At 64.3% G+C, this 13,690-nt stretch carries 10 protein-coding genes; 6 read left to right on the top strand and 4 right to left on the bottom strand.

The annotated features are described in order from the left end of the window. The first annotated feature begins 98 nt into the window (after positions 1-98). Positions 99-2,453, top strand: coding sequence for a hypothetical protein (locus RCH09_RS12710; RefSeq protein ID WP_326941474.1), 2,355 nt, complete (start codon positions 99-101; stop codon positions 2,451-2,453). 92 nt (positions 2,454-2,545) lie between these two features. Then, a complete protein-coding gene (locus RCH09_RS12715; protein ID WP_326941475.1) occupies positions 2,546-3,385 on the top strand; it encodes a PhzF family phenazine biosynthesis protein in 840 nt (279 codons plus the stop codon). Positions 3,386-3,404: 19 nt separating this feature from the next. Here RCH09_RS12715 and RCH09_RS12720 read toward each other — a convergent pair whose 3' ends face one another. Further along, positions 3,405-4,166 (bottom strand): DeoR/GlpR family DNA-binding transcription regulator, encoded by a 762-nt coding sequence (locus tag RCH09_RS12720; RefSeq protein WP_326941476.1) that lies wholly within the window; start codon positions 4,164-4,166, stop codon positions 3,405-3,407. Between the two features lie 98 nt (positions 4,167-4,264). Between RCH09_RS12720 and RCH09_RS12725 the strand changes: the two genes are divergently transcribed. Then, the gene (locus tag RCH09_RS12725) at positions 4,265-4,882 is read left to right on the top strand and encodes an NUDIX domain-containing protein (protein WP_326941477.1); all 618 of its coding nucleotides are present in this window, start codon (positions 4,265-4,267) and stop codon (positions 4,880-4,882) included. Positions 4,883-4,889: 7 nt separating this feature from the next. On the opposite strand, the gene RCH09_RS12730 is transcribed toward RCH09_RS12725, so the two are convergent. Next, complete coding sequence (locus RCH09_RS12730; RefSeq protein WP_326941478.1) at positions 4,890-6,071, bottom strand: acyltransferase family protein; 1,182 nt, start codon at positions 6,069-6,071, stop codon at positions 4,890-4,892. Between RCH09_RS12730 and RCH09_RS12735 the strand changes: the two genes are divergently transcribed. The 3 genes from RCH09_RS12735 (at position 6,070) to RCH09_RS12745 (ending at position 12,002) form a co-directional block, all read left to right on the top strand. Then, on the top strand, positions 6,070-7,107 hold the full coding sequence (locus RCH09_RS12735) for an alpha/beta hydrolase (protein ID WP_326941479.1): 1,038 nt from the start codon (positions 6,070-6,072) through the stop codon (positions 7,105-7,107). The genes RCH09_RS12730 and RCH09_RS12735 overlap by 2 nt on opposite strands. A 209-nt stretch (positions 7,108-7,316) precedes the next feature. Then, positions 7,317-10,094 (top strand): bifunctional diguanylate cyclase/phosphodiesterase, encoded by a 2,778-nt coding sequence (locus tag RCH09_RS12740; protein ID WP_326941480.1) that lies wholly within the window; start codon positions 7,317-7,319, stop codon positions 10,092-10,094. Positions 10,095-10,169: 75 nt separating this feature from the next. After that, positions 10,170-12,002, top strand: a complete 1,833-nt coding sequence (locus RCH09_RS12745; RefSeq protein WP_326941481.1) for a putative bifunctional diguanylate cyclase/phosphodiesterase — start codon at positions 10,170-10,172, stop codon at positions 12,000-12,002. A 38-nt stretch (positions 12,003-12,040) separates the two neighbouring features. Here RCH09_RS12745 and RCH09_RS12750 read toward each other — a convergent pair whose 3' ends face one another. Beyond that, entirely contained in the window at positions 12,041-12,715 is a 675-nt protein-coding gene (locus RCH09_RS12750; RefSeq protein ID WP_326941482.1) for an HAD-IA family hydrolase, read from the bottom strand. 101 nt (positions 12,716-12,816) lie between these two features. Next, complete coding sequence (locus RCH09_RS12755; RefSeq protein WP_326941483.1) at positions 12,817-13,584, bottom strand: SDR family NAD(P)-dependent oxidoreductase; 768 nt, start codon at positions 13,582-13,584, stop codon at positions 12,817-12,819. Between the last annotated feature and the right edge of the window lie 106 nt (positions 13,585-13,690).

Here is a 13,690-nt window from a genome sequence, read left to right on the forward strand (position 1 = left end):
GATCTGGTTGGGCTTGAAAGATGTGCATGTCGCTGTCAAAACGATGCGCGCGCTACGTCGGCTGGGTGATCAGGCGAATTGTGTATAACGAGGTGGGCATGGCCCCGCTGCACCGCGCAGTGCCAACTCCAACGACGTTCATTATTGAATACCATTCCATGCAAAGCCAGACCAACCCCATTCCAGCCCGGGCCCGCCAGGCGCCAGGCCAGACAGGCGCACCCGCCGCCACGCCAGCCACGGTCCACGCCGAGGCACTGCAAACCATTCGTGATCGCGCCGGATTTCTGCGCGATACCAGACAGTCACTGCAACGCCTGGAACGCGATGCCGCGGCCGAGGCGAATGAAACAAAGACGTCTGAACTTGCCGAAAGTCGCCGCCAGCAATTGGTGTTGCGCAATGCCCGCGGCATGCTCCAATCCCGGTTGCTGCAGGCCGAAGAGCAGGTCACGCGGACCCAGCGCGAGGTCGAGAAACTCGGGCAGAGCCTGGGCAGAAAAGTCACGACACTGGAAGCCTTGGCCGACGAAACGCAGCAGCCGATTCCGAAGCACAAGGCCGAGCGCCTGCGGCAACAGTATCCGGCGCTGAAGATGCCGGCGGCAGCGCCCGAGACACCCTCCCCCGCGCCGATGAAGGCGGCACAGCCCGTGGCAACGCCAACACGGGACCCGGCGCAACTGGCGCGCAATCAGGAACTGGATCGGGAGATCGCCGGGCTCGACCAGCAGCTGCAAGCCCAACACGCCGTCGTCGGCCAGCAACGCGCTGCGCTCGCGCGCGCACACCGTTTGCGCAGCACGCCGCAACAGGCCAGCGCAGGGCGCAACAAGAATCTGGCCCAGTTGATGAAACACAACTACGCGACCATCAACGCCGACCGCGAGGCCCAGCTGGCCGGGCTGCGCGACAAACTCGCGCAAAGGGGCCTGACACTACCGCCCGGTCAGCTACCGCAGAACCAGCCTGCCCTGTTCGAACAATTGGCCGGGCGCTTCGTCGAGCAAACCGTCGGCCAGGACGGCATACCGGTGGCGCGCTTCAAGCCGCGCCGCGGTCGTGATTTTCAAGAGATGGCGGCACATCATTTTTCGACCTTGACTGCCTTGCTGACGCTGTCACGGCTTGAAAAAACTGACCTTGCGCTGTCGGCCGCGGTCAGCGGGATTGCCAGCCAGGCGATCGCCAGACTGCCAAAGAAACTGCCTGACGACGCCAACCAACTGCTGGCTTCGGAAGAAGCAATGGACGACCTGCAAGCCCGGGCCGAGGCGCCACTGCGGGCGGCGGCACACGAGATCCATCAACTCAGATTGCGCATCGACGATGCGGTCAGGCGCAAGACCAGCGTCAAGGTCGAGGGGAAAACCTTGCGCGGCGAAGCGGCCAAGGCGTTGCAGGGTCAAGTCAGACTGCTTGATGACCTGTTCCAGTCAAGCGGGTCGAGCCTGCTCGCCGGGCTGGCCCTGTTTGCGCGCGAACAGGTGGTGAGCTATGCCGAGTGCGCCAACTGGATCGACGCGATGAATCAAGGCGAGCGCGGGCTACTGGCCAATTTGAAGATCGAAGCCGAACGTGGTGATCAGGCGCTGCAGCAGTCGCAGGCAATGCTGGCTGATCTGGGTCGACAGCGTGACGCATTGCTCGCGCAAAAAACGGCTGCGCTGCCTCAGGCCCAGGAGCAAAAACAGCAATCCGCGCCCGCGACGGAGACAGTACCCGCGACGGCTGAACGCCCCGATGTGCACTCCCGTCAAGCGCGCCTGCTGGGCGAAATCGACCGGATTCTGGATCAGAGCAGCGCGTGCCAACAGGCCCACGCCAGCGCCTCGGCCGACGGGATCAAAGCCCGCAAGCAGTTGCGCCAGGTCGATGATCGGCTCGACCTGCTGGAGGCAGAACTGGGGCGCGCCCAGGGCGCCGCGACCCAGTCGCTCCAGGCGCATCAGAACGCGAATCGCGAACGACACCAACAAATCGACCAACTTCGCCGCACGCTCGGCAATGTCTCGGCGGCGACGCTGCGCGCCGACCGCGAACTGGCGCTCCTGATCACGCCGTCGGCGCTCGAGACCGTCCTGACGCGCCATCTCGGGCGCAGTCCGGAACAACTGCAGCAGCGCTTTCTGGTGACCGGAGCGGCAGCGACCTACGCGACGCCCGAGGCGCTGCTGCGCGCGCTGGTCGATGTCAGCGAGGAGGCCAGCAGGCGTTTTCCGGGCATCTTCGAGGCCACCACCCCGGCGCAGTTTGACGCGGCCTGCCGTCGCGCCGGCGCAGCGCCAACCGATTTGTTATGCCGCCACGACGACGTCGTCGGGCACGGCGTCAACCGGCGCGACGGCGAGCCCGTCGATACCCTCACCAGCTGTTATTCGCTGGAATGGAATCGGAACACAGGTCAGGTGCAGGTGTCGCACCTGTATCCGTACGTGCCGCGCCGCGGATAAGGGACGCTGCGGCAGCACGCAGGCGCACGTCCGGCTTGACCAGATGACGGGTCCTGCGTGACCATGCAGCACTTTCCCTCGGATTCCTGCGCATGCCCACCATCGACTACCGCCTCGTCAACGTCTTCGCCGAAACCACCTTCGGCGGCAATCCCCTCGCGGTGGTCGAAGATGGCTCCGGCCTGTCCGACGCCGAGATGCAAGCCGTCGCGCGCCAGTTCAACCTGTCCGAAACCACGTTTCTGTTTCCGTCCGAACGGGCGGCGGCGCGGGTGCGGATTTTCACGCCGACCTACGAAATACCGTTTGCCGGCCATCCGACCCTGGGCTCGGCGCAAGTAGTACGCGAGCTGTTCGGCTGCGGTGACGAATTCACGCTGGAAATGCGGGCCGGACTGATCCCGGTGCGGTGGCACGAAGGCCGCTGGACCCTGCGCGCCAACCGGCCCAGCTATCGGCCGATGCAAGCCACGCCGGCCGAGCTGGCGGCGATGCTGGGCCTGCCCGAGAAGGCCATCGCCGGCTCGGCGATGTGGGTCAACTGCGGTACCGAGCAACCGATGATTCCGTTAAAAAGCGTCGCCTACGTGCATGCCTGCCAGCCGAAACCGGCACTCATGGCCAAACACAACACCAATCTCAGCGGCCAGCCCAAGACCTATGTCTTCGCCCACACGCTGGAAGGATTTGAAGCGCGCTATTTCTGGATGACGGATCAGGCCAGCGTCAGCGAAGACCCCGGCACCGGATCGGCCTGCGCCAATCTGGGCGGCTGGTGGCTGGCCACCGAAGGCGACCGGCCGCTCGATGCGACGATCCGCCAGGGCACCCTGTTGCAGCGGCCGAATCTGCTGACCCTGAGCGTGACCGACGGCACGATTCAGGTCGGCGGGCGCGTCATCGAACTGGGCGCTGGGCAGCTGCGCTGGTAACCATCCGCGCCACAAGCCGCTAGGCGTCTGCCACCACCACCGGCACCCCCGCGCTGGCATAGGTGCGCACGGTCTTCTTCGCCGTCCCCGGCGGCAACACCAGCAGCGCCACCTCCGCCAGCGGCGCGATCACGAAGGCCGATGCGGCGCCGAGTTTTTCCTGCGACGCCAGCACGATGGTTTCGGCGGCACGCTGATGCAGGCAGCGCTTGACGGCGGCTTCTTCATGATCGCCGGTGCTCAGGCCAGCCTGCGCATGCACACCGGTGACCCCCATGAAGAACAGGTCGGCGCGCAATTGCGAAGCGGCGTCGATGACTGCCGCGCCGACATTGACCATCGAGTGCCGGAACAAGCGGCCGCCCAGCATGATGATCTCCAGCTGCGCATGGCGCGCCAGTTCGATCGCCACCGTCGGGCTATGCGTGACGATGGTGGCGCGCAGGTTGTCCGGCAAATGCCGCGCGACCTGCAGCGCCGTGCTGCCGCCATCCAGAATCACCACCTGCCCCGGCTTGACCAGCGCCGCACCGGCGCGGCCGAGCGCCTGCTTGTCGGCCGGCGCAATCTGGTCGCGCGCGGCCAGGTCGGCCAGCGCCGCGGAGGCCGGCAAGGCGCCGCCATGCACGCGTTGCAGCTTGCCTTCCTGTGCCAGTTCGCGCAGGTCGCGCCGAATGGTGTCTTCGGACACGCCGAGTTCCTCGCTAAAGACTTTGGCGATCAGGTTGCCGTCACGCGCAAGGCGCGCGAGGATCAGTTGTTTGCGTTGGGTGGTCAGCATGGATGGGTCGGGCCGGGTTGGCTTGCGGTTTCGGAAATTCTGATCTAGGATACACGAACCTGCACGTTAATGCACGATCTTCAACACAAAGGAATGCCATGAAACCAGCCATTGCAGAAGCCGAACGGGTCCGCATCGTGACCGTCGAGACCTTGTCCGACGATTGGTTTTTGCTCAAGAAAACCACCTTCGATTTCCGCCGCCGCGACGGCAGCTGGCAACGCCAGAGCCGCGAAACCTACGACCGCGGCAACGGCGCGGTGCTATTGCTGTTCAACGCGTTGCGCGGCACGGTAGTGCTGACGCGGCAATTTCGCCTGCCCGCTTTCGTCAATGGCTGCGCCGATGGCATGCTGCTGGAAGCGTGCGCCGGCTTGCTCGACGGCGAGGATGCCGAGACCTGCATCCGGCGCGAAGCCGAAGAAGAAACCGGGTTTCGCGTGCGCACGCCAACGCGCCTGTTCGCTGCCTACATGAGCCCCGGCTCGGTGACCGAGAAGCTGCATTTCTTTGCCGCAGCGTACGAGGATGGCGACCGCATCCATGACGGCGGTGGCGATGCCCGCGAAGGCGAGGACATCGAGGTGATCGAACTGACGCTGGCGCAGGCGCTGGCGATGGTGGCGGATGGCCGCATCGAGGATGGCAAGACCATCATGCTGTTGCAGCATGCCGCGCTGGCCGGGCTGGATCAGCTGGAGCGGGCCGCCGCCTGAGCGCTGCTCATGCGCGCCCGGTGAGCCAGCGCCGGGCCGGTTTCTCGACCAGCACATGCAGGCCCAACGCCGCCAGCATGACGATGCAGCCATAGACAACGAAGCCTTGCCAGTCGCCAGACAGACCGTTTTGCTGCGCCACCCGCAGCACGATCTGATGCACCAGATACACGGCAAAGCTGATCTCGCCGAGCAGCACCAGCCAGCGCTGCGACAGACCCTGCGAAAGCACCCCGCGCTGGCAGGCAAACACGACGACCAGCAACATGACGAACGGTGTCAGGCCAACGTGATTGGCCCACTCGTCGATCAGCATTGCGGCAAGGGGATTGAGCTGACCGAGCAGGGCTGGTTCGCTGGCCACGGCCGCCAACGGCACACGGGTGGCACCGGCGCTGAGCATGAGTTGGTGCACCAGCGGCGCGAAGCTGGTCAGGACGTAGCGGTAAGCGAGCAGCAGCAAGGCCACGCTGCCGAGTTCCACCAGCGTCCAGCACCAGCGGCAGGCGACGCCGTCGCGTTGGCGCCGGACAAACACGATACCGGCCACCATCCCGCACAGGAATTCGGCCAACCGGGCCAGCGGATTGGCGTACAGCAGTCCGGTCGATGACAGGTGATCATGCGTGGTCTGCCAGGACGGCAAACCATGTTCCCAACTCAGCAGTCCCAGCAACAACACGATCGCCAGCGCCAGCGACACGGCCAGCAGCAAGCTGCGATGACGCCAGCGCATCGCCGGCCGAAGCAGCAGCGGGAACAGCAGGTAGAAAAACAGCTCGGTCGAGATGCTCCACGACACGTAGTTGTACGAAAAAAAATACCGGTCGAACGGAATCCAGGCGTGCAGCAGCAGCGCATTCGCCATCAGCACCCCGACATCGAACGGCTCGGGAACCGCCACCAGCAACATCGTCAACAGCAGGCACACCAGATGCAGCGGCCAGATCCGCGCCCAGCGGGCAAGGTAGAACGCGCGCCATTGCCGCGGCGTGTCCAGTTGATCGTGGTAGACCCAGGTCAGAATGAAGCCCGACAGCACGAAGAAGAACGACACGCCGACATCCAGCGGTCCGAGCGCCGCAACCGGCCAGAACACCCCATTACAATGATGGACGACGATCGCCAGCGCGGCAAAAGACCGCAGTGAGGTCAGCGCAGCCAGCGGTTTCTTTTTCGGGATGGACATGGCACCAATTCAGTCACGGCAAGGGGAGCTCCGGCTTCGGCATCGTACGCGAGTATCGGCGCCGGCGCGTGGCTCCGTGCGCTGCGGCTGGTTGCTGCTGATTGCCATCCTGCAGGGCGCGCCGGCGCATGCCGCGAACGGCGACGACCTTGTCTGGACCCGCCTGCAGCAGCGCGTCGCAATCGGGCACGGGCGCGCCATGAACCTGACCTGCAGCGGCAGCGGCACGCCCACGGTGATCTTCGACAGCGGCATGGCCGATTGGGGCTTTACCTGGGCGCTGGTGCAGCCGCGCATTGCCGCCACCACGCGTGCCTGCACTTATGATCGCGCCGGGCTGGGCTACAGCGATGCCAGCAATCGACCGGCCACCAGCGCCAACATGGTCGATGACCTGCATCGCCTGCTGCAACAGGCCGGCATTGCGCCGCCATATGTGCTGGTCGGCCATTCGCTGGGCGGACTGAATGTGCGGCTGTATGCCGATCTGCATCGCAGCGCGGTCAGCGGCATGGTGCTGGTCGATGCATCGCACGAAGATGGCATTGCGCGCATCGATGCACAGCCGGGTGGCCACGAAGCCGCGCGTTATCGCGACTATCTGCGGCGCTGGCGCTACTGCGTCGCGCACTCCGCCGCGGCCGATTTTGCAGCCCGCTGCATCGAGCCCGCCGACCCCCGCTACAGCCGCCAGCTCAACGCCGAACGGGCGCGTTTGCAGGCACTGCCAGGCTATCAACAGGCCAAGTTCTCCGAAACACAACACTATCTCGACGGCAGCAGCTTCGCCGCCGTGCGCGCCGCGCGCCGCTATTACGGCGATCTGCCGCTGGAAGTCTTGACCGCCGGCCAGACCATTGCCGCGGCCGGGCCGGAATGGTTGCGCCTGCAGCGCGAACTGGCGGCATTGTCAGGTTGCGGGGTGCAAACGACGGTGGCGGATGCTGGTCACTATGTGCAACTGGATCGGCCCGACAGCGTCAGCGCCGCGATCGAGCGCGTGGTCGCCGCCGCCCGACGCAAGGTGAAGCCGTAACAGCCGTCAAATCGCGCTATCCGGCGCGCCAAAGCTCAGTCATACTGCATTAACGGAGAGCAATTTTGTCCGGCTCCTGCGTCGCCGCCCCCGCGCCTGGCAGCATCCGGATACAGAAAACAAGAGACCGATGACGACTCGCCGCTGCACCAGATGTACGGCATGTCATCGCTAACCGCTGTGTAAAACGAACGGCATTGATCCGTCTCATGCGCCTGAACTTCGCTCCATGGCATTCGCTCAAGACCCGGGTGACCCTGTTCACGCTGGCGATTTTCATCGTCAGTATCTGGTCGCTGTCGCTCTACACCAGCCGCATGCTGCGCGAGGACATGGTACGCCTGCTGGGCGAGGCACAGTTTTCGGCTGCGACCCTGCTGGCCGACCAGGTCAATACCGAGCTCGATGACCGTTTCCAGGCGCTCAAGATGCTGGCCGCGGTGATGGCGCCGGCCGTGCCGGGTGACGCGCCTGCGCTGCAAGCCAGCTTTGAAAAATACGTGATCTTTCACCGCCTCTTCAGCGGCGGAACCTTCATTGCCGGCACGGACGGCGTCGCCATCGCGAGCGCGCTGACCGCACCGGAGCACCTTGGCGTCAACTATCGCAGCGCCGATTACGTCGCCATGGCACTCAAGGATGGCAGCATGATCGTCGGCGCCCCCGTTGCCGGCAAGACTGCCTCGTCGCCCGGCGTTGGCATGGCCGTGCCGATTCGCGCCGGCGACGGCAGGATCATTGGCGTGGTGGCCGGCGTCATTGACCTCGGCAAACCCAATTTCCTGAGCCGGATCACGTCGGGCAGTTATGGCAGGTCAGGCGCGCTGCTGATCGCGGCGCCACGTCACGCGCTGTTTGTGGCGGCCTCGGATCCGGAGCGCGCGATGCAGCGCTTGCCGGCGCCGGGAATCAACCCGATGCACGACAAGTATGCCAGCGGCTACGAGGGCTACGGCGTGCTGGTGAATCTGCATGGCGTCGAAGAGCTCACTGCAGCCAAGGGCATTCCGGCCGCAGGATGGTTTCTGGTCGTCACGATGCCAAGCGCGGAAGCCTTCGCACCGATTCGCGCGCTGCAACAGCGCATGCTGCTGGCGACGCTGCTGCTGACGCTGGTCGCGGCCGGCTTGACCTGGTGGATGCTTCGCCATCAACTCTCGCCGCTGCTGGCGGCGGCAGGCGCACTGGGTGCGCGCTCGGCATCGGACCAGGCGCTGGCGCCATTGCCCATCGCCCGTGACGATGAGATCGGCAAATTGATTGGTGGCTTCAACAGCCTGTTGGCCACGCTGCGCCAGCGTGAAATCGCACTGACCGACAGCGAAGCACGCTTCCGCGATTTTTTCAGGAAAAACTCCTCGGTCATGCTGATCATCGACCCCGCATCCGGTGCGATTACCGACGCCAATGCGGCGGCGGCCAGCTATTACGGCGTCTCGCAGGAACAGCTCTCGGCCATGTCGATCGATCAGATCAACACGCTGGCCCCGGAGCAGATTGCCAGGGAACGCCAGCTGGCCGCGCATGAAAAGCGCAACTATTTCCACTTCACGCATCGCCTGGCATCCGGCGAATTGCGCGACGTGGAAGTGTATTCGACGCCCATCGGCAACGGCGCTGCGCCGGCATTGTTTTCGATTGTGCATGACATCACCGAACGCAAGCATGCCGCAGAGAGAATCCACACCCTGGCCTTCTTCGACCAGCTCACCGGCCTGCCCAACCGCACCATGCTGATGGACCGCCTGAAGCACGCGATGGCCGGCAGCGCACGCACCAACAATCATGGCGCGCTGCTGTTCATCGATCTGGATAATTTCAAGGCACTCAACGACACGCTCGGCCATGATGCCGGTGACCAGCTGCTGATGCAGGTGGCCGGACGCCTGGTGCTGTGCGTGCGCGCCAGCGACACCGTGGCGCGCGTCGGCGGTGACGAGTTCGTTGTCATTCTCGTCGGCCTCGACGCGGACCGGATGCAGGCCGCCAGCGAAACCGAAGCGGTGGCCAAGAAAATGCTGGTCGTGCTTAGCCAGGTGTATCGCTTCGATCATGCCGCCCACCACAGCACCGCCAGTATCGGCGCGACCCTGTTCAGCGGCGCGGATATCGCCATCGACATCCTGATGAAGCAAACCGATCTGACCATGTACAAGGCCAAGGCGGCCGGACGCAACACCGTGCGCTTCTTTGATCCGGCCATGGAAATCGCAGTGCGCGAGCGCGCCACCATGGAAAGCGATCTGCGACGCGCGCTGCAGGAACGGCAATTCGTGCTGCACTACCAGCCGCAGGTTGACCAGGATTGCCACGTGATCGGCGCCGAGGCGCTGGTGCGCTGGCAACATCCCCGTCACGGCCTGGTCGCGCCCAACGCGTTCATCGGCCTGGCCGAGGAATGTGGCCTGATCCTGCCGCTGGGGGATTGGGTCATGCATACCGCCTGCACACAGTTGGCGTGCTGGGCGCAGGCAGTCGCCACGGCGCATCTGACGATAGCCGTCAATGTCAGCGCGAACCAGTTCCGGCAACCCGATTTTGTCGAGCTGGTGCTGGCGGTGTTGCGCGATACGCGGGCCAATCCGCAGCGACTGAAACTGGAATTGACCGAAAGCCTGCTGGTGGAAAACGTCAGCGACGTGATCGAAAAAATGTCGGCGCTGAAGCGGCATGGGGTCGGATTTTCGCTGGATGATTTTGGCACCGGGTATTCGTCCCTGTCCTACCTGAAACGGCTGCCGCTGGACGAACTGAAAATCGATCGTTCGTTTGTGCGCGACATCCTGGTCGATCCCAATGATGCGGCGATCGCCAAGACCGTGGTCGCGCTGGCGCACAGCCTGGGACTGGGCGTGATCGCCGAGGGTGTTGAAAGCGACGGGCAGAAGGCCTTCCTGATGGCGCACGGGTGCCGGATGTTCCAGGGCTACCTGTTCGGCCGGCCGGTTCCGATCGAGGCATTCGTGACCATGCTTGAAGTCGTTTGACGGGCGATGACGATGTATCAACACAATCCGGATCGACCCGCACGGTGTACAGTGAAACCACCTGAGCAGATAATCATGACGAACCAACCCAGTCCGAATCCCTGTGCGATCCCGAACAACGAGCCACAGCGCCTGACCGCAGTGCGCGCGTCGCAGCTGCTCGATACGGCGCCGGAAGTCGAATTCGATGTCACCACCCGAATCGCCTCGCACATGTTCGATCTGCCAATCGCCCTGGTGGCATTGATGGACAGCGATCGGCTCTGGTTCAAGTCGCGCCACGGGATCGCCCTGCAGGAACTTGAGCGCAAGATCGCCTTCTGCGCCCACACGATCCTGCAGCCCGACGCGTTGATGGTGGTCGAGGATTTGCTGCTGGATGCGCGCTTTGACGACAATCCGCTGGTGCATGGCGAGCCACACATTCGCTTCTATGCCGGCGCGCCGCTGCGCACCGCAGACGGCCTGGTGCTGGGCACCATCGCCGTACTCGGCATGCAACCGCGCGCGTTCGATGACAAGGAACGCGCCCTCCTGCGCGATCTGTCGGTCTCGGTCATGACCGCCATCGAAGCACGTTCGCGCGCGCTGGAATTGAAGCAACTGGTTCTGACCGACTCGCTGACCGGCATTGCCAACCGGATTCAGTTTCAGGTCGCGCTGTCGGTTGAATTGCAACGCGCAGCGCTGGCGGAGCAGAGCATCGCGGTGCTGTACATGGATCTGGACGGCTTCAAGAGCGTCAACGACCGGTTCGGACATGGTGCCGGCGACGTCGTACTGCAGGAATTCACGCGGCGCATGCTGCCGCAACTACGCGCCGACGAAACGCTGGCACGCATTGGTGGCGATGAGTTCGGCATCGTCATGTGCGGCGATATCGAGCCCGAGGCCGCCATCGCGTTGGCCGAACGCATCATCGATGCCGCGCGTGCGCCCTTTCGCATGGCCGACGGTAGCGTGGCCAAAGTCGGGGTGTCGATCGGGATCGCGCTCCACCCTGCTGCGAAGACTGATGCAACGACCCTGATCGAGCAGGCCGACAAGGCGTTGTATAGCGCGAAATCACGGGCGAGCAACGGCTGGCATATTTTCAGCCGGCCCACCCTGCCGGTGATTGCAGCACCACCCGCCTTCCTGCCGGTCAAGGCGGATGAGGCCGACGCTTGCGGCGACTGCGTCAATGGCACGGTGCAACCGTTTCCCTTCACCATGGCGTATCAACCGATTGTCAGCATTTCCCGCCGCACCGTGTTTGCCTATGAGGCACTGGCGCGCGGCATCGATGGCGAATCGGCCGCCGTGGTGCTGGCACGGGTCAACCACAGCAATCGCTACGCCTTCGACCAGAGTTGCCGCCGCACCGCCATCGAGGTAGCGACCCGGCTCGGGCTGGTCGAGACCGGCGCCCTCCTGTCGATCAATTTCATTCCGGGTGCGATGAACGAGCCGACCAACTGCGTGCGCGTGACCATGGCGGCGGCGCGTCGTGCCGGCTTGCCGCCGAACCGCTTGATCTTCGAGGTGACCGAGAGCGAACAGGTGCTGGAGCCGGCGCGTCTGGCGCACATCTTCAACGTCTATCGCCAGCAGGGTTTCAAGCCGGCCATCGACGACTTTGGCGCCGGATATGCCGGCCTCAACCTGCTGGCCGAGTTCCAGCCGGACATCATCAAACTGGATCGGCAACTGCTGGAACAAATCGATCTCAGTTTGCCGAAACAGGCCATCGTGCGCGGCGTGCTCAGCGTGTGCCGCGACCTCGGTATCACACCGATTGCCGAAGGGGTGGAAACCATCGAGGAATATCGCATCCTGCGCCAACTCGGCATCGACTTGTTCCAGGGGTATCTGTTTGCCCGTCCGGGCTTCGAATCGCTGCCGACGCCGGTTTTTCCGGACGATTGACGGCGCAGCTGTTCAGCGCTGTTGACGCTCCACGCCGATCAGGAACGCTGCGCCAGGCGCAGCCAGCCGCTCTCGTCAAGACTGGCAGACAGCGCCTCGTAGTGATCGATGGCGGCATGCGGCGTCGCCATTGGCGCGCCATGCGTGGCACGCACCACCATCACCGTGGCGCCGGCTTGCGCACCGGCCAGAATGCCGACCTCGGCATCTTCGAACACCAGGCAATCGGCCGCATCGACACCCAGCGTACGGGCGGCCAGCAAATAGCACGCGGGGTCCGGTTTGCCGACAGCGACATGCTCGGAGGTGATCAGGACCGGCGGCGTCGGAATGCCGGCCGCTTTCAACCGCTGTACCGCCAGTGCCCGCGGCGTCGACGTCACCACCGCCCACATGGTCGGCGGCAACGCGTTCAGAAAGCGGATCGCACCGGCGATTTCGACGGTGCCGTCCAGATCGGCAATTTCAGCGGCGGTGATCCAGTTGGCTTCGGCCAGCGGATCGACGCCCGGCAAGGCCAGGCGCGTAACCGTGTCGATCGCCCGCACCCCGTGGATGGTTGGCAAAAATGCCGCGACATCGAGGCCGTGGCGGCGCGCCCATTGGCTCCAGATCCGTTCGGCGGCAGCGATGGAGCTGACCAGGGTGCCGTCCATGTCAAACAGAAAGGCGCGGTAACGGCGGTCGAAGCTCACGTGGGCAGGAGAGGACAAGTTCGTTTTTCCTTCGGACTGGATTGGCCGGCGATGCGGCACATCGCGCGTTGGTGCAGCCCCGAGGATAAGCCAAACTGTCGCGGCGACGAAATAATCGCCTAGATGGCAATGCCACCCGACACTTCAATGCGTTGGGCGTTGACCCAGCGGTTGCCGTCGGACAGCAAGGCGGCGACGGCGCCGCCGATATCGTCCGGCATGCCGACGCGCCCCAATGCGGTCTGCCGCGCGATGCTCGCATTCATCTCGGCATTGTCACGCACCGCGCCGCCGCCAAAATCGGTGGAGATCGCTCCCGGCGCGATGGTGTTGACGCTGATGCCGCGTGCGCCCAGCTCTTGCGCGAGGTAACGGGTGAGCACCTCGACGCCGCCTTTCATGACGGCATAGGCGGCGAAGCCCGGCAACGCAAAGCGGGTCAGGCCGCTGGAGGTATTGAGGATGCGACCGCCATCGCGCAGCAGCGGGAGCAGCTTCTGCGTCAGGAAGAAGGTCCCCTTCAGGTGCACGTTGAACATCCGGTCGAACTGCTCCTCGCTGGTGTCGGCAATGGATGCATGCGCACCGCTACCGGCATTGTTGACGAGGTAATCGAAGCGGTCACGCTGCCACGTGTCGGCCAGCGCCGTCGTGACGGTCCGGGCGAAGGCGGCGAACGTGTTGCTGTCGCCCACATCCAGCTGCAGCGCGACGGCACGGCGGCCATGGGCCTGGATCAGTTGCACCACCGCCTCGGCTTCGGCCAGATTGCTGTGATAGGTGACGATCAGGTCGACGCCGTTGGCGGCGAGCTTGAGCGCGGTGCTGCGTCCGAGACCGCGGCTGGCGCCGGTGACGAGGGCGATCGGGGTGATTGGCGTGGTCATGGGGAAATCCTTTGGTGGTCGAAACTGGTTAAGGTGAAGCCACTGTAACCATTCCCTGAAACGCGATAAACAGCAACAAACCAGCTACACTGTTCTTCCGAAAGAA

The sequence above is a fragment of the Actimicrobium sp. GrIS 1.19 genome, from assembly GCF_035984655.1.
In the GTDB taxonomy this organism is placed as follows: domain Bacteria; phylum Pseudomonadota; class Gammaproteobacteria; order Burkholderiales; family Burkholderiaceae_D; genus Actimicrobium.

Coding starts and splice junctions, on each gene's coding strand:
- RCH09_RS12735 (WP_326941479.1), top strand. CDS start 6,070: ATGGCACCAATTCAGTCACGGCAAGGGGAGCTCCGGCTTCGGCATCGT.
- RCH09_RS12720 (WP_326941476.1), bottom strand. CDS start 4,166: ATGCTGACCACCCAACGCAAACAACTGATCCTCGCGCGCCTTGCGCGT.
- RCH09_RS12715 (WP_326941475.1), top strand. CDS start 2,546: ATGCCCACCATCGACTACCGCCTCGTCAACGTCTTCGCCGAAACCACC.
- RCH09_RS12755 (WP_326941483.1), bottom strand. CDS start 13,584: ATGACCACGCCAATCACCCCGATCGCCCTCGTCACCGGCGCCAGCCGC.
- RCH09_RS12740 (WP_326941480.1), top strand. CDS start 7,317: ATGCGCCTGAACTTCGCTCCATGGCATTCGCTCAAGACCCGGGTGACC.
- RCH09_RS12710 (WP_326941474.1), top strand. CDS start 99: ATGGCCCCGCTGCACCGCGCAGTGCCAACTCCAACGACGTTCATTATT.
- RCH09_RS12745 (WP_326941481.1), top strand. CDS start 10,170: ATGACGAACCAACCCAGTCCGAATCCCTGTGCGATCCCGAACAACGAG.
- RCH09_RS12725 (WP_326941477.1), top strand. CDS start 4,265: ATGAAACCAGCCATTGCAGAAGCCGAACGGGTCCGCATCGTGACCGTC.
- RCH09_RS12730 (WP_326941478.1), bottom strand. CDS start 6,071: ATGTCCATCCCGAAAAAGAAACCGCTGGCTGCGCTGACCTCACTGCGG.